Origin of the sequence: Actinacidiphila alni, from assembly GCF_900112845.1 — a bacterium.
Lineage (GTDB): Bacteria > Actinomycetota > Actinomycetes > Streptomycetales > Streptomycetaceae > Actinacidiphila > Actinacidiphila alni.
This window is the reverse complement of sequence record NZ_FONG01000026.1, coordinates 47220-64312: the sequence shown is the minus strand read 5'-3', so window position 1 is coordinate 64312 and position 17093 is coordinate 47220. Positions and strand designations below refer to the sequence as shown.

The following is a 17093-nucleotide window of genomic DNA, read 5'->3' as shown; positions in this document are numbered from 1 at the left end:
GTGCCCATCGGTCCTTTCTCCCGGCATGGTGTGATCGGAGCACTTCTGGACGAGTGCGCAACCGGGTGGGGGAAGAGGCGTGTCGTGGGACTGACCAGCAGAACCTTCGCGGTGACGCTCCTGGTCGTCGCGGTCGCCGCGGTGGCCGGCGCGGTACTGCTCTGGCCACGGGTGCGGGGCCCGCGGCCGCTACGGGTCGCCGCGCGGGTCGGCATGATCGTCCTCTGCCAGGTCACCGCGATCTTCGTGGTCATGGTCACCGTCAACAACGAGAACGGCTTCTACGCCTCCTGGGACGACCTGCTCGGCAACGCCAACAGCGGCGGCGGCAAGCCCCTCGCGGGCCCCGGCCCCACGCCCACCCCCACCAAGCCCGACTACCGGGTGAAATTCGCCTCCTACTCCCAGGGCTTCGAGAAGGCCAGCGTCCGCGGCTGGAAATCCGGCACCAAGGGCGACGTCATCGTCTGGACGCCACCGCAGTACAAGAAGGCGGAGTACGCGCACACCCGCTTCCCCGTCATCGAGGTGCTGCACGGCATACCCGGCACCCCGCACAGCTTCCTGCGCGGCATGCGGCTCGGCCGGATCATGCAGAACGAGATCACCGCGGGCCGCGCCGAGCCCGCGATACTCGTGCTGCCCACCATCACCCCCGACCGGGTCAACACCGGCTGCGCCGACGTGCCCGGCAAGAGCCACGTCAGCACCTGGCTCACCGACGACGTCGTGCAGACCATCGCGCACAATTTCCGTACGCTGCCCGCCCCGCGCGGCTGGGCCGTGATGGGGATATCGACCGGCGGCTACTGCGCCGCCCGGCTCGCGCTGGAACACCCCGACCGGTTCGCGGCCGGCGCCGCCATGGCCCCCGACAACCCCGAGCAGGCCGCGCGCGGCGCCCGCTCGCCGGTCTGGCTGGCCCGCAACACCAACCCCGACGTGCAGATACTCGTCGAGTCCAGCAAGCAGGACCCGGAGAGCCCGCCGAAATTCGCCGACTGGATCACCAGCGCCTGCCACCCGCCGACCGTCGTCACCACCCTGCGGATCGACAACGGCGGCCACAACTGGAAGACCTGGGCGGGCATGTTCCCGGCCGCCTTCACCTGGGTCAGCGGCCGGATCGAGGCGCCACGGGCCGTCCCGTTGGCGCCGTCGGCGGCCCCTTGATGCGTACGCTTCCGGTATGACCGACGCAGACAAGGGAGCTTTCGGGGAATCCGTATTCGGGGATTCCGGGAAGTCCGACCACGTGATCGACGCGCGGGACGCGCGTGACCCGGACGTACGCGACGCGCAGGACGCGGCCGCGGCGGCCAACGAGGCGGCCGAGGCCGTCCTGACCGGCAGGGGCTGGCCCGAACGCCACACCGGACCCGTCGTCCGGCGGCGCGGCGCCGTCCAGCCCGGCACCACCGACCAGCGGCTGCTGGACAGCCGCGGCGAGTCCGACTGGGTGCACAGCGACCCCTGGCGGGTCATGCGGATCCAGTCCGAATTCGTCGAGGGCTTCGGCGCGCTGGCCGAACTCGGCCCGGCCGTCAGCGTCTTCGGCTCGGCCCGCACCCCGGTGGACTCCGCCGAATACGCGGCCGGCGTACGGATCGGCCGCGCGCTGACCGAGGCGGGCTTCGCCGTCATCACCGGCGGCGGCCCCGGCGCCATGGAGGCCGCCAACAAGGGCGCCCTGGAGGCGGGCGGCGTCTCCGTCGGCCTCGGCATCGAGCTGCCCTTCGAGCAGGGCCTCAACCCCTACGTCGACATCGGCGTCAACTTCCGCTACTTCTTCGTCCGCAAGACGATGTTCGTGAAGTACGCGCGCGGCTTCGTCGTGCTGCCCGGCGGCTTCGGCACGCTCGACGAACTCTTCGAGGCGCTCACCCTCGTCCAGACCAAGAAGGTCACGCGCTTCCCGATCGTGCTCTTCGGCACCGCCTACTGGGGCGGCCTGGTCGACTGGATCCGCTCCACCCTCATCGCCGGCGGCAAGGCGTCCGCCGCCGACCTCGACCTCTTCCACGTCACGGACGACGTGGACGAGGCCGTGGCCCGGGTGACGAAGGAGAGCGCGTAGCGCTCACGCGCGGCGGTGGTCAGGCCAGGCCGCGCCTGGCCACCGCCGGCGGACGCCGGCCCGCGATGGACGCCACCATGTCCAGCACCTGCCGGGTCTCGGCGACCTCGTGCACCCGGTAGACCTGCGCGCCCAGCCAGGCCGAGACCGCCGTGGTCGCCAGGGTGCCGATCAGGCGCTCCTTGACCGGGCGGTCCAGCGTCTCGCCGACGAAGTCCTTGTTGGACAGCGACACCAGCACCGGCCAGCCCGTGGCGGCCATCTCCGGCAGCCGCCGGGTCGCCTCCAGCGAGTGCCGGGTGTTCTTGCCGAAGTCGTGCCCCGGGTCGATCAGGATGCCCTCGCGCGGCACGCCCAGCGCCGCCGCCCGCTCGGCCAGGCCCACCGTGACCCGCAGGATGTCGGCCATCACGTCCTCGTAGCCGATCCGGTGCGGCCGCGTCCGCGGCTGCGCCCCGCCCGCGTGCGTGCAGACCAGGCCGACGCCGTACCGCGCCGCGACCTCCGCCAGCTTCGGGTCGACGCCGCCCCACGCGTCGTTCAGCAGATCGGCGCCCGCCTCGCAGACCGCCTCGCCGACCTCGTGCCGCCAGGTGTCGACGCTGATCACCACATCGGGGTGGTGGCGGCGCACCTCGGCGACGAAATCGACCGTACGGCGGATCTCCTCGGCCGCCGACACCTCTTCGCCCGGGCCCGCCTTCACCCCGCCGATGTCGATGATCGCCGCGCCCTCCGCGACCGCCGCCGCGACCCGCTCCAGCGCCGGTTCGTCGGTGAAAGTGGCGCCCTGGTCGTAGAACGAATCCGGCGTACGGTTCACGATCGCCATGATCACCGGCTCCCGATCCGCGAATTCCCGGGTGCCCAGCCGAAGTGCCACTGCCGCTCCTCATCTCAGACTCATGCGATCGTGGCACGATCGTGCCTGACATGAAGGCATGAGGGACCGACCCGGGAGATCGACTTGTTCTGGTTCATGCTCATCGCGCTGGTCGCGGTGGTCGCCGCGGTGGCAATGGCCGTGCTCGGCGACGGTGGCACGCTGCGGGACTCCGAGCCCGACCGGATCGAGGACCGGCTGCCGCCGGACCGCCCGCTGGTCCGCTCCGACATCGACGCCGTACGGCTGCCGATCGCGGTACGCGGCTACCGCATGCTCGACGTCGACGAGGTGCTCGACCGGCTCGGGGCGGAACTCGCCGAGCGCGACGCGCGGATCGCCGAGCTGGAGGCCACGCTCGCCGGGGCGCAGGCCAGTGCGGTGGGGGCGCCGTCGCTCACCAAGGACGAGGGGCCCGCGCGGCGGGACGACGCCGGTGAGTGAGGCGGCGCCCGCGGCGGTGCGCGAGGACGGGACGGTCGTCGGGCCCGACGGGCTCGCGCGCTGCCCGTGGGGGCTGTCCACACCGGATTACGTGGCGTACCACGACACCGAGTGGGGCAAGCCGGTGCACGGGGACGACGCGCTGTTCGAACGGATCTGCCTGGAGGCGTTCCAGTCCGGGCTCTCGTGGATCACGATTCTGCGGCGGCGGGAGAATTTCCGGGCCGCTTTCGCGGGGTTCGCGATCGACGAGGTGGCCGCTTTCACGGCGGAGGACGAGGCGCGGCTGCTGCTGGACGAGGGGATCATCCGGAACCGGGCGAAGATCGCGGCGGCCGTCGTCAACGCGGCCGCCGCGCGCGGGGTGCGGGACTCCTACGAGGGCGGGCTCGACGGCCTGATCTGGTCCTTCGCGCCGGACCCGGCGACCCGGCCCGGCCCCCGGCGCCTGTCCGACGTGCCCGCCACCACGCCCGAGTCCGTCGCCCTCGCCAAGGCCCTCAAATCCCACGGCTTCCGCTTCGTCGGCCCCACCACGGCCTACGCCCTGATGCAAGCCTGCGGCCTCGTCAACGACCACCTCCCCACCTGCACCGCCCGCTGAGCCTTCCCCACCCACCCGCCCTGTATGTCCTCCCCGGACGGGGGTCCTCAATCGCCGGACGGGCTGGTCAATGAGCGCGGGCGGGCTGCCCGGCCCCGCGAAGCCGTGCCCCGCGCCGGGGATGCCATATCCCCGCCCCATCAAGCCCGTCCGGCGATTGAGGACCAGGCCCAGCGGCTATGAGCGCTCCCCTCAGTGGCCCACGTACTTCGGGGCCTCCTTCTTGAGGAAGGCGTCGACCGCGATGCGGTGGTCGGCGGAGGAGCCGGCGCGGGTTTGGAGGGTGTCCTCCAGGGCGAGGGTGTCGGGGAGGGAATGGGCGGCGCCGTACGCGAGGGCGGCCTTGATGGCCGCGTACGCGACGGTGGGCCCGTCGGCGAGGCGGCGGGCGACGGCCGCGGCCTCGGCCGCCAGCTCGGCCGCGGGCACCACCCGGTTCGCGATGCCCAGCGCAAGCGCCTCCTCGGCGCCCACCGACCGCGGGAAGAGCAGCAGGTCCGAGGCCCGGCTCTGCCCGACCAGCCGCGGCAGCGTCCACGACACACCCGAGTCCGCGCTGAGCGCCACCCCGGCGAAGGACGTGTTGAAGGCCGCGGTGTCCGCCACCACCCGGTAGTCCGCCGCGAAGGCGAACCCGGCCCCGGCGCCCGCGGCGACCCCGTTCACCCCCGCCACCACGGGCTTGTCCATGGTCGCGATCGCCGTGACGATCGGGTTGTAGTGCTCGGAGACCGTCGTCATGCCGCCGCCCGCCGCCAGCACGGCGACATGCTCCTTCAAGTCCTGCCCGACGCAGAAGGCCCGCCCCGTCCCGGTCAGCAGCACCGCCCGCACCGCCGTGTCCCCGGCCGCCTCCCGCAGAGCGTCCCGCAGCGCGTTCTTGGTGTCCGTGTCGAGCGCGTTCATCGCTTCCGGACGGTTGAAAGTGACGGTCGCGAGCCCCTCGGTCACCTCGTACAGAACGCTGTCGGCCATGGCAGAACCCCTTCGTCGCGGCATCGGTCCTGGCCAGAATGCCGGACATCGCGGCGCCCGGGCATGTGACGTACGTCAAACGTCGGACCCGGCCGATAGGCTTGGCCCACCCGGCCGATCCATGCGCGCTCGGCGAATTGGCCGGTTTTGGGGAGGGGCCTTGCCGAACGAAATACGACCGCCGTTGGTCATCGGGACGATCGATGCGGGATAATGGCCGAGAACCAATGTGTTCGAGTCCGAGCTGGTTTCAGGAAGGGGAACGAGCATGGCGGCCATGAAGCCGCGGACGGGTGACGGCCCGCTCGAGGTGACCAAGGAGGGGCGGAGCATCATCATGCGCGTTCCGCTTGAGGGCGGCGGGCGGCTTGTTGTCGAGCTGACCCCGGACGAGGCGGATGCCCTCGGCGACGCGTTGAAGAAGGCCATCGCCTGAGACCAGCGGTCCCACAATTCGTCACGGCCCCGTTCACGGATTTCCTCCGTGCGCGGGGCCGTCGTCGTACGGTCCCGCCATTCCGCGCCCGCGGCCGCACGCGTTACTTGCGCCGCACCGCGCACAGCAGCCCGTCGTCGGTCGGCAGCAGCACCGGCGCGAGCCGCGGACTGTCCCGCACCGCCCGCATCAGCTCGCGCAGCCGCAGCGACTCCGGGTCCTGGTGCGCGGCGTCCAGGGCGCGCCCGCGGGCGAAGGCGCCCTCGAAGCAGACCAGGCCGCCCGGCCGCAGCAGCCGCAGCGCCTCGTCGAGATAGTCCACGTACTCCAGCCGGTCGGCGTCGCAGAAGACCAGGTCGTAGCCGCCGTCGGTGAGCCGGGGCAGCACGTCCAGGGCGCGGCCGGGGATGACCCGGGAGCGGTTGGCCGCGAAACCGGCCTCGCGGTACGCCTCGCGCGCCAGTTGCAGCCGGTCCGGCTCGGTGTCGACGGTGGTCAGCACACCGTCGGCGCGCATCCCGCGCAGCAGGTGGATGCCGGAGACCCCGGTGCCGGTGCCGATCTCCACCACCGACTTCGCGTCGCCCGCGGCGGCCAGCAGCCGCAGCGTCGCGCCGGTGCCGGGCGAGACCGGCCGCAGACCCGCCGCGTGGGCACGGGCGCGGGCGCGTATGAGGGCGTCGTCCTCGGCGACGAAGGCGTCGGCGAACGCCCAGCTCGCCTGCCGGTTCCCGGTAATGTCCCTCTCCCTGTCCGCAGTGGATTCCCGTCACAGTTGCGGCCCGCCCGGCGACTGTATCCGCTGGGGGCGGGAACCCGCTGATGGGACCGCGCGTTAGGCATACGGGACTGATACGGGCGGGACGATACGGGCGGAAGGCGACTTCGGCCCTCCGCGGCCCGCGGAAGTCCCGGAAAGGCAATGGCAACAGCGCACTTATCCGGAGCTAACGGGCGAGGTGGATATGGTAGGGGCTCTACTGGACACCACCAGAGCCGACAGGGGAGGTGCGGCTGCGGCCGGTGACAACAGGGGAACGCTCAGGCGTATTCTCCGGTCCGCCGGACAGCCGAAATCCGTGACCAACACTGCTGATGATCGTTCACGCGACAACACTCCCGCGACCGCGACCGCGACGTTCGCCACCGACGGGGACGCTCAGGCGTGGACGCCTCCCTCCTGGGAGGAGATCGTCAGCACGCACAGTGCCCGGGTCTACCGGCTGGCGTACCGCCTGACCGGCAACCAGCACGACGCGGAGGATCTCACCCAAGAGGTCTTCGTGCGGGTCTTCCGCTCCCTGTCCACCTACACGCCCGGCACGTTCGAGGGCTGGCTGCACCGCATCACCACCAATCTCTTCCTGGACATGGTGCGCCGCCGCCAGCGGATCCGTTTCGACGCCCTCGGGGACGACGCGGCAGAGCGGCTGCCCAGCCGCGAGCCGTCTCCCGCGCAGCACTTCAACGACACGCACTTCGACGCGGACGTCCAGCAGGCGCTGGACACCCTCGCGCCGGAGTTCCGCGCCGCCGTCGTGCTCTGCGACATCGAGGGACTGTCGTACGAGGAGATCGCCGCGACGCTGGGTGTGAAGCTGGGTACGGTGCGGAGCAGGATCCACCGCGGCCGCTCCCACCTGCGCAAGGCTCTGGAACACCGGGCGCCCGGCGCCCGGCCGGCTCCCGCGCTCGCTGCCACTGCACCGAAACCTGGCCTGGAGGGCGGGAGAGCGTGAGCAGCAGCGGTTCAGGCGAACAGCATGCGACGCCTGCCGAGCAGCACCTTGGCGACCGGCTCGCCGCGTTCGTCGACGGTGAACTGGGCGACGACACCCGGGACCGGGTGCTCGCCCATCTGGTGACCTGTCCGCAGTGCAAGGCCGCCGCCAGTGAACAGCGGCGGCTGAAGAACGTGGTGGCGGCCTCCGAGCCGCCCGCGCTCTCCGCCGGACTGCTGGCCCGGTTGCAGGGCCTGCCGGGCCTGCCGCCGTCCGGCGAGGACCCGGCGGCGGGCGACGGCTTCGGCGCGGACGACGCGGCCGGCAGGAGCGGGCGCGACGACCGCGACGACGACGATCAGGGACCCGGCGCCGTCACCGGCGGCCGCGACCAGGAGCGGCGCGGCCCCTTCGACGGCGGCCTGCTCGGCTCCGGTGTCTTCGGCGGCGGCCGGCGCCGCGAGGAGTTCTCCTTCCTCGCCCCGGCCCGCGACCTCGTGCCCGGCGGCTCCGGCGCGCGCGGCTTCCGTATCCACGAGCTGACCCGTGCCGCCACCACCGAGGGCGGTCCTGCGCACCCGGGACACCCCGACCACCCCGCGCACTCCGGCTCCGGCGCCGCGGCCTCCCGCGGCCGGCGGTTCGCCTTCGCCGCCGCGGGCGCCTTCTCGCTGGCGGCCATCGCCCTGGGCAGCGCGCTGCCGATGGAGGCCGCGGTCGACGGCGGCGCCCGCCCCGACGACGGCCCCGCGGTCAGCCCGCTGAGCGCCAATTCGGTGCCCGACACCCGCGGGGTCACCCCGCGCAGCGTGCTGGACGCCGAGGACCGACGGCTGCTGCGCGCGCCCGGCGCCGTCAGTTCGGTGACACCCGTTTCGGTGACCCGGCCGCTGCTCGCGCCCAAGGCGCTGCCCCTGGTGACCACCAGCGCGACCCCGGCGCCGTCGGCGGCACAGACGCCCGCGATACACCACTGACCTGCCGACCGGGGGCTGACCCTTTACCCGGTCGCGACGTAGTGTTGGCCGGAGCCACTCCCGCACCGCCCGCGCGGGCAGGTACCGTAATGTCCGCCGGACCCTGCCTTCCCGGCTGTGGACGTCCCAAGGAGCTGCAAGGTGTTCTTCGACATAGGCCCGCTGGAGCTGGTCGCGCTCGTGGTCCTTGCCGTCCTCGTCTTCGGCCCGGACAAGCTGCCCAAGGTCATCCAGGACACGATGAACTTCATCCGGAAGATCCGGGAGTTCTCCGACAGCGCCAAGGAGGACATCCGGCGGGAGCTGGGCCCGGAGTTCAAGGACTTCGAGTTCGAGGACCTCAATCCGAAGACGTTCATCAAGAAGAATCTGATGAGCGACGGCGAGATGGACGAGCTGGGTCTCAAGGAGATCCGCAACGGCTTCGACTTCCGCAAGGAGATGGCCGAGGTCACCGACGCCGTCAACGGTGTGGAGCCCACCACCTCCGCCAACGGCTCGTCCGCGAACGGTTCCTCGGGCAGCGGTTCGTCCGGCACGCCCGACAAACTCCGCAAGCCCGACCGGCTCGACCCGGGCGAGGCACCGCCCTTCGATTCCGACGCGACCTGAGCCAAGTCAACCGGTTGACGCCGTTTCACCCCTGCGGGTGGCTATTGTCCGTGTGTTCGCCGTCACCGTGAGCCGTTTCGGCTCCCGAACCCACCCAGGGTCGGGCAAGATGGCGAGTCGCCCACTTGGGCACGGAGGAGGCGTTACCCCGCATGGAGACGAAGACCGGCAGGGCACAGGGGGCGGTCGACGGCTACTTGATGGCCGACTTCCCTTGGTACGGGCTGGACGAGGCGTTCACCGGACGGCGCTGGCTGCACACGACCGGCGCGAGCGCGGACGGCACCGTCGAGCACGGCTCGATAGGGCACGGTGACGAGCCCTCGCTGAAGGCGGCCCCCGCGGACGCCGAAGGACTGCGCTTCGCGGTCGTCGTCACCCTCGCCGACCGCCCCGGACGGCGCAGCTCCGACGGCACCGGCGTCCTGGAGGCCACCTCGGTCTCCTCCGCGGCCTGGCTGGCCGGTTCCGGGCTGCTGTCGTGCACCTGGCCGACGACGATGGACCGCGCGCTGCGGCAGGACTGGCTCGACCAGCAGACCGCCACCGCCTGGGACCTCGCCGACGACCTCACGGGCCCCGGCTGGTCCACGCTGACCCTCCCGGTGGACGGCAGCCCGACCCCCTTCCACTACCGCGAGTCCGAGTACGGCTGGGTGCTGGCCGGCTCCGCGCGCGGGGTGCATCTGGGCGCGTACGGGCGGGGCATGAGCGCGTACGGTCTCGGCCTGGCCGTCGTCAAGGACGTGACGCTCTACGAGGGCTGAGGCGCCGCTCGCGCCGTGACAGCGAACGCCGGAGGGGCGGGCCGATCATCGGCCCGCCCCTCCGGCGTCCTGCTCAAGCCGCCCCCGGAGCCGTCCCGCGGCCCCGCCGGGCGCTCAGAACTTGTTGCGCGGGGTGATCCCCAGTGACATGCCCGCCAGGCCGCGCTGACGGCCGCCCAGCTTGCCCGCGATGGCGCGCAGCGCGGCGCCCGCGGGGGAGTCGGGGTGGCTGACCGCGACCGGCCGGCCGTCGTCGCCGCCCTCGCGCAGCCGCACGTCGATCGGGATCTGCCCGAGCACCGGCACGGTCGCGCCGGTCGTGCGGGTCAGGCCCTCGGCGACCCGCTCGCCGCCGCCGGTGCCGAAGACGTCCACGATCTCGTCGCAGTGCGGGCACGGCATGCCCGCCATGTTCTCCACCACGCCGACGATCTTCTGGTGCGTCTGCACCGCGATCGACCCGGCGCGCTCGGCGACCTCGGCCGCCGCCTGCTGCGGGGTGGTGACGACCAGGATCTCCGCGTTCGGCACCAGCTGCGCCACGGAGATCGCGATGTCACCGGTGCCGGGCGGCAGGTCGAGCAGCAGCACGTCCAGGTCGCCCCAGTAGACGTCGGCCAGGAACTGCTGGAGCGCGCGGTGCAGCATCGGCCCGCGCCACACCACGGGCGCGTTGCCCGGGGTGAACATGCCGATCGAGATGACCTTCACGCCGTTCGCGGACGGCGGCATGATCATGTTCTCGACCTGGGTGGGCCGGCCCTCCGCGCCGAGCATGCGCGGCACGCTGTGCCCGTAGATGTCCGCGTCCACGACGCCGACCTTCAGCCCGTCGGCCGCCATCGCCGCCGCCAGGTTGACCGTCACCGACGACTTGCCGACGCCGCCCTTGCCGGACGCGACCGCGTAGACCCGGGTCAGCGAGCCGGGCTGGGCGAACGGGATCTCCCGCTCGGCCTGGCCGCCGCGCAGCGACGACGCCAGCTCGCGGCGCTGCTCGTCGCTCATCACGTCGAGCGCGACCCGTACCGAGGTGACCCCGGGGACCCGCTCGACGGCCGCGGTGACATTGGTGGTGATGGTGTCGCGCATCGGGCAGCCGGACACCGTCAGGTACACGGTGACGTCGACCGAGCCGTCGGCGCCGATGTCCACGGACTTGACCATGCCGAGGTCGGTGATCGGTTGGTGGATCTCCGGGTCGTTCACCGTCGCGAGCGCGGCGCGCACGGCGTCTTCGGTCGGCGTGGAGCCTGCGGGGTCGGTAGCCATACGTCGATGGTACGGCGGTGGCGGGGCCCCGTTCAGCGCCCCCGTCCGTCGCCTTCGTCACTGCGGCGGTCCGCCTGCCGCCCGGGCCCGTGGTCCGCCTGGCGCTCCTCGATCTCCTTGAGCAGGTCCTGGAGTTCGGAGCGGATCCAGTCGCGGGTGGCGACCTCGCCCAAGTTCATCCGCAGCGCCGCGACCTCGCGGGTCAGGTACTCGGTGTCGGCGATGCTGCGCTCGTTCTGCTTGCGGTCCTGTTCGAGGTTGACCCGGTCCCGGTCGTCCTGCCGGTTCTGTGCGAGCAGGATCAGCGGGGCCGCGTAGGACGCCTGGAGGGACAGCATCAGCGTCAGGAAGATGAAGGGGTAGTTGTCGAAGCGCATGTCCTTGGGCGCGAAGACGTTCCACAGCACCCACATGATGATCAGGACCGTCATCCAGACGATGAACCGCCCGGTGCCCAGGAAGCGCGCGATCCGCTCGGAGAACTTGCCGAACGCCTCCGGGTCGTACGTCGGCAGCAGGCTGCGGCGCGGGGCGCGCGGCTGGTCCAGCCGGACCCGTCGGCGCGGGGCGGCGGTCGCGCCCGGCGGGTGCCGGCGGTCCCGGTCATCGGCCGCCATCGTCGTCCACCCCCGTCGTCGCCGTACCGTCGACGGTCCTGTCGCGGTCGGCCTCGTCCTCCGTCATGTGGTGCGCGTGCGGGCCGACGGCGCCGTGCAGATCCGTCTCCCGCCAGTCCTCGGGCAGCAGGTGGTCCAGCACGTCGTCCACGGTGACCGCGCCCAGCAGCGACCCGGTCATATTGACCACCGGCGCCGAGATCATGTTGTACGTGGCCAGATAGCTGGTCACCGCCGGCAGCGGGGTGTCCGGGGACAGCGGCTGGAGGTCGGTGTCCACGATCGAGCCGAGCAGTGTGAACGGCGGATCGCGCAGCAGCCGCTGGAAGTGCACCAGGCCCAGGTACTTGCCGGTCGGCGTCTCGTCCGGCGGCCGGGTGACGTAGACCTGCGCGGCCAGCGCAGGGGACAGGTCGGGGTTGCGGATCCGGGCGAGCGCGTCCGCGACGGTGGCGTCCGGGCGCAGGATGATCGGCTCGGTCGTCATCAGACCGCCCGCGGTCCGCTCCTCGTACGACAGCAGCCGCCGTACGCCCGCCGCGTCCTGCGGCTGCATCAGGGCGAGCAGGCGTTCCTGCTCGTCGGCGGGCAGCTCGGCCAGCAGGTCGGCCGCGTCGTCCGGGTCCATCGCCTCCAGGACGTCCGCGGCGCGCTCCTCCTTCAGCTTGCCGAGGATCTCCACCTGGTCGTCGTCCGGCAGCTCCTCCAGGACGTCGGCGAGCCGGTCGTCGTCGAGGGCCGCGGCCACCTCGCCGCGTCGCTTGGGCGACAGGTGGTGCAGCACGTTCGCCAGGTCGGCGGGGCGCAGCTGCTCGAAGGTGGCGACCAGATTCTCGGCGCCCTGGCCATCCTCGGCGAGCCGGAAGCCGGTCACCGCGGACCAGTCGACGGTCAGCGTGGAGCCCTTGCGGCGCAGCGCGCCGGGCTTGCCGCGGCGCACGAAGACCTTGTCGATCTCCCAGTCGCGGCGGGCCGGGAGCTGGGTCATGGAGACGTCGAGGACGGTGACCTCCTCACCCGAATCGGCGGAGTCGCCGGATTCCACGGGCTCTACGGATTCCACCGCGTCCTTGGAGGCGTCCTCCGGGACCAGTCGCACCCGGCGGTCCAGCAGCTCGCCCAGCACCAGGGTCTCGGTCGGCCGCTGCTCGAAGCGCCGCATGTTCAGCACCCCGGTGGTGATCACCTGCCCGGACTCCACGCCCGTCACCCGTGTCATCGGCAGGAAGATCCGGCGCCTGCTGACCACCTCGACCACCAGGCCGAGCACCCGCGGCGGCCGTCCGCCGACCCGCAGCATCACCACGACGTCCCGCACCCGGCCGACCTGGTCGCCGTTCGGGTCGAAGACCGCGACGCCCGACAGATGCGAGACGAAGACCCGGGGGGTGCCTGCGGCCATCAGGGCCTCCTGCCGGTCCTCGGCGGGCCGCTCCGGCTGCTCCGGCAGCTCCGGTTCACCCGACGTCGGTCACATCATCCGCACATCATCTGTACACCAGCGGTACAGCATCCGCCGCCAGGCTACTCCCGGTGGATCTTGCCCGCCCTGCGGGGTGCCCGCCAGGGGTACCCTGCGGTAGCTTCTGCACGCCCCCGCCGTCTCCGCTGGAGGATCAGTACCCGTGTATCCCGGCCGCCGGACGTCAGCCGCCGCTCTCGGAACACTGTGCGCGGGCACCCTGCTCAGCGGCTGCCTCGGCCTGGGCGGCGACCCGGACCAGGGCACCAACGGCGTCGCCAAGCTGCCGCCCGCCACCGTGGAGCAGAAGGCGAAGTCGGCCGCGGAGACCGCGCCCACGGTACGGCTGGCCGGCACGGTGGTCAGCAAGGGCCAGACCTTCCGGCTCGACATGCGGCTGCGGGATTCCGGCGGTGTCGGCGAGGTCTCCACCAAGGGCAGCACCTTCCAGCTGCTGCGGGTCGGCGCCGACCTCTACCTCAAGGCGGGCGCCGACTTCTACGGCGACGAGGACTCCTCCAAGGACAGCAAGGCCGCCGCCCAGAAGCTCGACGACAAATACGTCAAGGTGCCCACGGGGGACCCGGCGTATCAGCAGTTCAGCGGCTTCACCGACAAGAAGGTGCTGCTCGCCGACCTGTTCGTGCTGGACGGCGAGCTGAAGCTCGGCGACCACCGCAAGGTCGACGGCGTCAAGACCATCGCGCTCAACGGCAGCAAGGGCGGCTCGCTGGACGTCTCGCTCAAGGGCACGCCGTATCCGCTGCGCTACCAGCGCGCGGGCGGTGCCGGGACGCTCACGTTGTCCGACTGGGGCGAGGAATTCACCCTGGCCGCGCCCGCCAAGTCGGCGGTGGTCGACTACGGCAAGTCGGTGACGACCAAGTAGCCGCCGCCGTCCGCGGCCGGTTCCCGCGCGGGCGTGCGGACCCGCGCCTTGTGGGCGAACACCCAGCGGTTGGCGGCCAGCGCGTCGTGCCGCTCCGGGAGCGGGCCGCGGCCGTGCAGCCGGCTGAAGTCGAAGGGCGTACGGACCTCCGCGGACCAGCCCCTGCCGGTCAGGTCGGCCGCCGAGTCGGGGCGCGGCTCGCCGTCGAACAGCGCCAGCAGATCGACGCCGGTCTCCCGCTCGGTCACGGTGTAGACGGGGCTGTCGCGCACCTCCGGCATCTCCCTGACCAGTTTGACCTCGTACGCCAGCGCGCTGCCCGGCGCGCTCAGCCGGTCCACCGTGTCCATCAGCGCCCGCTCGGCGGCCCGCGGCAGATAGAGCAGCAGCCCTTCCGCCAGCCACGCGGTCGGCACGGCCGGGTCGAAGCCGGCCCCGGTCAGCGCCCCGGCCCAGTCGGTCCGCAGATCGGCGGCGACGGGGACGCGTACGGCGGCGGACGCGGTGCCGGTGGCGGGTCCTGGCACGGCGCCGGTGCCCCCTGCCGGTGCCGGGCCGTACAGCACGCGGTGCTTGAAGGCGAGCACGTCGGCGGTGTCGATCTCGTACACCGTGCGGCCCGGCGGCCAGCCGAGGCGCAGCGCGCGGGCGTCCAGGCCCGCGCCGAGCAGCACCACCTGGCGGGCGCCCGCGGCCACCGCGTCGAGCAGGAAGTCGTCGAGCACCCGGGTGCGCAGCGCGAAGTAGCGGGCCAGGCGCCCCCACAGCGGGTGCGCCTCGCCGCCCGGGACCTGCCGGGGGTGCACCGGCCAGTGCGCGGACGCGCGGGCCGCCCGTACGAAGTGCTCCGCGTAGCCGTCCACGGCCAGCGCGTCCGGGCGGTGCGTCTCGATGGCGCGGGCCGCGGCGACCATCAGGGCGGTCCGTCCGACGCCGCCCTCCACACCGGGATTCCGTCCGACCGGGTCGGCCACAGCTCCTCCTCGCCCTGGGCGGCTGGCCGCGACCACGACGCCAGGTCGTCGTGGGTCGTGGTGCGGGCGCCGTAGACACGGCGCATGAACCGCAGGATCTCCTCGTCAGGCAGGTGCAGGGCTGCCGTGCAGTCGGTCAGGACCGTGATGTCCAGGCCCTTCTGGAACGCGGTCCTCGCGGTGGTGTCCACGCAGACGTCCGTGAACAGCCCCGCCATGACCAGGTGTCCGGTGCCGCGCTCGGTCAGATGGGCCTCGAAGCCGTCGCTGAGGAAGGCGTCGAAGCAGGCGTGCTTGGTGAAGACGCGCTCGCCGGGCGCGGGCCGCACCCGGTGGAAATCGGCGCCCCACGTCCCCTCCAGGCACTTCGGCCGCTTCCCCAGCGTGAGGTCGCGGCGCCGCCAGCTCGGGCCCTGGTACGGGATGTCACCGAGGAAGCGCACGAAGACCACCTCGGTGCCGTGCGCGCGGGCCGCCGCCACGGCCCGCGCGCAGTTGGCGGCGACGGTCGCCAGGGCGGCGGGGTCGCCGCCGTAGCGGGCGGTGGCGACCGGGCCCGCGCAGAAGTCGTTCTGCAGGTCCACGACGACCAGCGCGGTACCGCTCGCCTCCCGCTCCGCTCCCGAGGCCGTTCCCCCGCCCGCGCTCACGGCCCGGCGACCAGGGCGGCACCGGCGCCCGAGGCATTCCCGGCCTCCGGTGCTCGCGAGGTGTCCGAGGCGTGCGCGTCGCGCGCCAGCGCGTCCAGCAGGGCGTCCACCACCGCCGTGGTGGAGTGCCGGCCGCCGAGGTCGGGCGTACGGACCCCCGCGGCGGCCACCGCCGCCAGCGCCCGCTCGACCGCGTCCACCGCTCCCGTACAGCCCGCGTGCCGCTCGGCGATCGCCGCCGCCGCGCGTACCGTCGCGATCGGGTTGACCGTGTCCCGGCCCGCGATGTCGTCGGCCGAGCCGTGCACCGTCTGGTACTCGACCAGGCCGTGCACCTCGGGCAGCAGATGGACGTTCTCGGTGCAGCGGTTCTCCTGCCGCTCGGAGCCGAAGCGGTCGAGCAGCACCACATGCATGATGTCCGCCCACTCGTTGCCGGCGATCACGACGGTGCGGGGGAGCGGGCCGTGTTCGATCAGATTGCGGTTGACCGTGTCCGGCTGGAACAGCCTGATGTTCACGCCGTGCCGCGCGGAGATCTCCGCGACCCACTGGTCGAGGGCGCCGTCCAGCAGGTGGAATTTGTACGCCATGACCACCTCGCCGATCTCGCCGTCCGGCCACTCCTGCCGGGCCCGGCGCAGCGCGAAGTCCACGACCTTCTCGGTGATCTCCCGGCTGAAGACGGTGGCCCGGGTGACGATGCCGGGACCATGCACGTTCTCCCCGGTGTAGAAGCCCTGGGCCTCGTCCCTGACCAGCAGCAGCGACGCGTCCGGCGAGGTGATCGTGTCGACCTTCACCGCCTGGAGCCGCTGCCGGACCAGATACAGCGACTGCGCGTTGATCGCGGTACGGAACACCGCCCGGGTGCCGAGCGCCGCCTGCGTGCGGCAGAAGCTTTCGTAGTGGTCGGCGTCCTCCCGGGTCAGCGCCCTGATCCGCTCGATGTCGGCGCCGTGCGGCGCGCCGATTCCGCCTTCCTCCTTGAGCGAGACGTACGAATGGTAGAGACGCGGCGACCGTACGATGCCGATGTCCACCGCATAGGCGCGCGCGAGCGCACCGAGCACTTTCTCGAATACGGCCACGATTTCCGTTCCCGTACCGCGGCCGACCGCGAGTCCGACGGCCGGCGCCATCAGGCGTCGGCGCTTCCGACCAGCAGATCGCCCGGAATTCCGGCTTTTTCCGGACTGTAGTAGTCCTTGATCCCGGCCACCCAGGTGGCCACCGGAATACGGTCGTCGGCGGTCGGGCCGAAGGCGTCGAAGAGCGTCCGGATGTTCGCCTGCCCGAAGCCGATCGCGGTCATCAGCGCCACGAACGCCGGCCGCGGCACCATGCCGTCGCCGCGCGGGTCACCGAGCCGGGCCAGCGCCTCGGCGAAGTCGGCGACCGTACGGTCGAACCGCTCGGGCGACAGCACGCAGGCGGTGAACTCGTCCCAGCTGATGGTGCCGTCGCCGTCGGCGTCCAACTCGTCCGAGAGCGTGGTCCAGTACCGCCGGAAGGCGCTGACCATCGCGTCCTTCGCGGCGCTGTCCGCATCCGGGACCGCCGCGACGACCCGCTGTCCCATGAGTTCGAAGTCGTCGGGATCCAGTACGCCGTTCCCATTGGCGTCGAGAAGCGAGAAAATGACCCTGACCCGGTCGGTGGCCTCGGTACGCATCAGTGACGTCGCCCTTTCCGAACATGCCGAGCTTTCCGGAGAATGCCTTTCGCTCCGC

General features: G+C 72.2%; 20 protein-coding genes. 10 read left to right on the top strand and 10 right to left on the bottom strand.

Annotation, left to right across the window (positions count from 1 at the left end; all coding sequences use genetic code 11):
* The first annotated feature begins 84 nt into the window (after nt 1-84).
* Nucleotides 85-1173, top strand: a complete 1089-nt coding sequence (locus BM076_RS31335; RefSeq protein WP_093717124.1) for an alpha/beta hydrolase — start codon at nt 85-87, stop codon at nt 1171-1173.
* Between the two features lie 16 nt (nt 1174-1189).
* Nucleotides 1190-2077, top strand: coding sequence for an LOG family protein (locus tag BM076_RS31330; protein WP_245796568.1), 888 nt, complete (start codon nt 1190-1192; stop codon nt 2075-2077).
* 19 nt (nt 2078-2096) lie between these two features.
* On the opposite strand, the gene folP is transcribed toward BM076_RS31330, so the two are convergent.
* Nucleotides 2097-2909, bottom strand: coding sequence for a dihydropteroate synthase (gene folP, locus BM076_RS31325; RefSeq protein WP_093717177.1), 813 nt, complete (start codon nt 2907-2909; stop codon nt 2097-2099).
* A gap of 135 nt (nt 2910-3044) precedes the next feature.
* Here folP and BM076_RS31320 point away from each other — a divergent pair, with 135 nt between their 5' ends.
* Together BM076_RS31320 and BM076_RS31315 are read left to right on the top strand one after the other, a co-directional pair.
* Nucleotides 3045-3404 carry a DivIVA domain-containing protein gene (locus BM076_RS31320; RefSeq protein ID WP_093717123.1) on the top strand — a complete coding sequence of 120 codons (360 nt, stop codon included), beginning with the start codon at nt 3045-3047 and terminating at the stop codon, nt 3402-3404.
* The gene (locus BM076_RS31315; RefSeq protein ID WP_322936758.1) at nt 3397-4008 is read left to right on the top strand and encodes a DNA-3-methyladenine glycosylase I; all 612 of its coding nucleotides are present in this window, start codon (nt 3397-3399) and stop codon (nt 4006-4008) included. Before BM076_RS31320 ends, BM076_RS31315 begins: the two co-directional genes overlap by 8 nt.
* Nucleotides 4009-4200: 192 nt before the next feature.
* Here BM076_RS31315 and chcB read toward each other — a convergent pair whose 3' ends face one another.
* Nucleotides 4201-4983: a 2-cyclohexenylcarbonyl CoA isomerase gene (gene chcB, locus BM076_RS31310; RefSeq protein ID WP_093717122.1), complete on the bottom strand. Its 783-nt coding sequence runs from the start codon at nt 4981-4983 to the stop codon at nt 4201-4203.
* A 268-nt stretch (nt 4984-5251) separates the two neighbouring features.
* Here chcB and BM076_RS31305 point away from each other — a divergent pair, with 268 nt between their 5' ends.
* Nucleotides 5252-5419 (top strand): DUF3117 domain-containing protein, encoded by a 168-nt coding sequence (locus BM076_RS31305; RefSeq protein ID WP_069464762.1) that lies wholly within the window; start codon nt 5252-5254, stop codon nt 5417-5419.
* A 103-nt stretch (nt 5420-5522) separates the two neighbouring features.
* On the opposite strand, the gene BM076_RS31300 is transcribed toward BM076_RS31305, so the two are convergent.
* Nucleotides 5523-6158, bottom strand: a complete 636-nt coding sequence (locus BM076_RS31300; RefSeq protein WP_093717121.1) for an O-methyltransferase — start codon at nt 6156-6158, stop codon at nt 5523-5525.
* 226 nt (nt 6159-6384) lie between these two features.
* Between BM076_RS31300 and sigE the strand changes: the two genes are divergently transcribed.
* The 4 genes from sigE to BM076_RS31280 all read left to right on the top strand — a co-directional run bounded on the left by sigE (nt 6385) and on the right by BM076_RS31280 (nt 9496).
* Nucleotides 6385-7158: an RNA polymerase sigma factor SigE gene (gene sigE, locus BM076_RS31295; RefSeq protein ID WP_093717175.1), complete on the top strand. Its 774-nt coding sequence runs from the start codon at nt 6385-6387 to the stop codon at nt 7156-7158.
* Nucleotides 7155-8117, top strand: a complete 963-nt coding sequence (locus BM076_RS31290) for an anti-sigma factor family protein (RefSeq protein ID WP_093717120.1) — start codon at nt 7155-7157, stop codon at nt 8115-8117. The genes sigE and BM076_RS31290 overlap by 4 nt, the downstream gene beginning before the upstream one ends.
* A 141-nt stretch (nt 8118-8258) precedes the next feature.
* Nucleotides 8259-8729: a sec-independent translocase gene (locus BM076_RS31285; protein ID WP_093717119.1), complete on the top strand. Its 471-nt coding sequence runs from the start codon at nt 8259-8261 to the stop codon at nt 8727-8729.
* A gap of 152 nt (nt 8730-8881) precedes the next feature.
* Nucleotides 8882-9496 carry a hypothetical protein gene (locus BM076_RS31280; RefSeq protein ID WP_093717118.1) on the top strand — a complete coding sequence of 205 codons (615 nt, stop codon included), beginning with the start codon at nt 8882-8884 and terminating at the stop codon, nt 9494-9496.
* A 114-nt stretch (nt 9497-9610) separates the two neighbouring features.
* Here BM076_RS31280 and BM076_RS31275 read toward each other — a convergent pair whose 3' ends face one another.
* From BM076_RS31275 to BM076_RS31265, 3 genes are read right to left on the bottom strand one after another with little or no spacing between them, the layout of a single operon-like run.
* The gene (locus tag BM076_RS31275; RefSeq protein WP_093717117.1) at nt 9611-10768 is read right to left on the bottom strand and encodes an Mrp/NBP35 family ATP-binding protein; all 1158 of its coding nucleotides are present in this window, start codon (nt 10766-10768) and stop codon (nt 9611-9613) included.
* Nucleotides 10769-10800: 32 nt separating this feature from the next.
* Nucleotides 10801-11385: a DUF1003 domain-containing protein gene (locus tag BM076_RS31270; RefSeq protein ID WP_093717116.1), complete on the bottom strand. Its 585-nt coding sequence runs from the start codon at nt 11383-11385 to the stop codon at nt 10801-10803.
* A complete protein-coding gene (locus BM076_RS31265; protein ID WP_093717115.1) occupies nt 11372-12787 on the bottom strand; it encodes a magnesium transporter MgtE N-terminal domain-containing protein in 1416 nt (471 codons plus the stop codon). Before BM076_RS31265 ends, BM076_RS31270 begins: the two co-directional genes overlap by 14 nt.
* Before the next feature lie 223 nt (nt 12788-13010).
* Between BM076_RS31265 and BM076_RS31260 the strand changes: the two genes are divergently transcribed.
* Nucleotides 13011-13736: a hypothetical protein gene (locus BM076_RS31260; RefSeq protein WP_093717114.1), complete on the top strand. Its 726-nt coding sequence runs from the start codon at nt 13011-13013 to the stop codon at nt 13734-13736.
* On the opposite strand, the gene BM076_RS31255 is transcribed toward BM076_RS31260, so the two are convergent.
* Genes BM076_RS31255 through BM076_RS31240 form a run of 4 tightly spaced genes read right to left on the bottom strand, consistent with a single transcriptional unit; the run spans nt 13709 to nt 17035 of the window.
* Nucleotides 13709-14650 carry an SAM-dependent methyltransferase gene (locus BM076_RS31255; protein WP_218160132.1) on the bottom strand — a complete coding sequence of 314 codons (942 nt, stop codon included), beginning with the start codon at nt 14648-14650 and terminating at the stop codon, nt 13709-13711. The genes BM076_RS31260 and BM076_RS31255 overlap by 28 nt on opposite strands.
* Nucleotides 14650-15360 (bottom strand): cysteine hydrolase family protein, encoded by a 711-nt coding sequence (locus BM076_RS31250; protein WP_093717112.1) that lies wholly within the window; start codon nt 15358-15360, stop codon nt 14650-14652. The genes BM076_RS31255 and BM076_RS31250 overlap by 1 nt, the downstream gene beginning before the upstream one ends.
* Entirely contained in the window at nt 15357-16502 is a 1146-nt protein-coding gene (locus BM076_RS31245) for an isocitrate/isopropylmalate family dehydrogenase (protein WP_093717111.1), read from the bottom strand. Before BM076_RS31245 ends, BM076_RS31250 begins: the two co-directional genes overlap by 4 nt.
* A complete protein-coding gene (locus tag BM076_RS31240; RefSeq protein WP_093717110.1) occupies nt 16502-17035 on the bottom strand; it encodes an EF-hand domain-containing protein in 534 nt (177 codons plus the stop codon). The genes BM076_RS31245 and BM076_RS31240 overlap by 1 nt, the downstream gene beginning before the upstream one ends.
* Between the last annotated feature and the right edge of the window lie 58 nt (nt 17036-17093).

What these genes read in the sequence shown, in the direction of transcription:
- BM076_RS31330 (WP_245796568.1), top strand. Translation starts at nt 1,190, where the DNA reads ATGACCGACGCAGACAAGGGAGCTTTCGGGGAATCCGTATTCGGGGAT.
- folP (WP_093717177.1), bottom strand. Translation starts at nt 2,909, where the DNA reads ATGGCGATCGTGAACCGTACGCCGGATTCGTTCTACGACCAGGGCGCC.
- chcB (WP_093717122.1), bottom strand. Translation starts at nt 4,983, where the DNA reads ATGGCCGACAGCGTTCTGTACGAGGTGACCGAGGGGCTCGCGACCGTC.
- BM076_RS31305 (WP_069464762.1), top strand. Translation starts at nt 5,252, where the DNA reads ATGGCGGCCATGAAGCCGCGGACGGGTGACGGCCCGCTCGAGGTGACC.
- sigE (WP_093717175.1), top strand. Translation starts at nt 6,385, where the DNA reads ATGGTAGGGGCTCTACTGGACACCACCAGAGCCGACAGGGGAGGTGCG.
- BM076_RS31280 (WP_093717118.1), top strand. Translation starts at nt 8,882, where the DNA reads ATGGAGACGAAGACCGGCAGGGCACAGGGGGCGGTCGACGGCTACTTG.
- BM076_RS31275 (WP_093717117.1), bottom strand. Translation starts at nt 10,768, where the DNA reads ATGGCTACCGACCCCGCAGGCTCCACGCCGACCGAAGACGCCGTGCGC.
- BM076_RS31270 (WP_093717116.1), bottom strand. Translation starts at nt 11,385, where the DNA reads ATGGCGGCCGATGACCGGGACCGCCGGCACCCGCCGGGCGCGACCGCC.
- BM076_RS31265 (WP_093717115.1), bottom strand. Translation starts at nt 12,787, where the DNA reads ATGGCCGCAGGCACCCCCCGGGTCTTCGTCTCGCATCTGTCGGGCGTC.
- BM076_RS31255 (WP_218160132.1), bottom strand. Translation starts at nt 14,650, where the DNA reads ATGGTCGCCGCGGCCCGCGCCATCGAGACGCACCGCCCGGACGCGCTG.
- BM076_RS31245 (WP_093717111.1), bottom strand. Translation starts at nt 16,502, where the DNA reads ATGGCGCCGGCCGTCGGACTCGCGGTCGGCCGCGGTACGGGAACGGAA.
- BM076_RS31240 (WP_093717110.1), bottom strand. Translation starts at nt 17,035, where the DNA reads ATGCGTACCGAGGCCACCGACCGGGTCAGGGTCATTTTCTCGCTTCTC.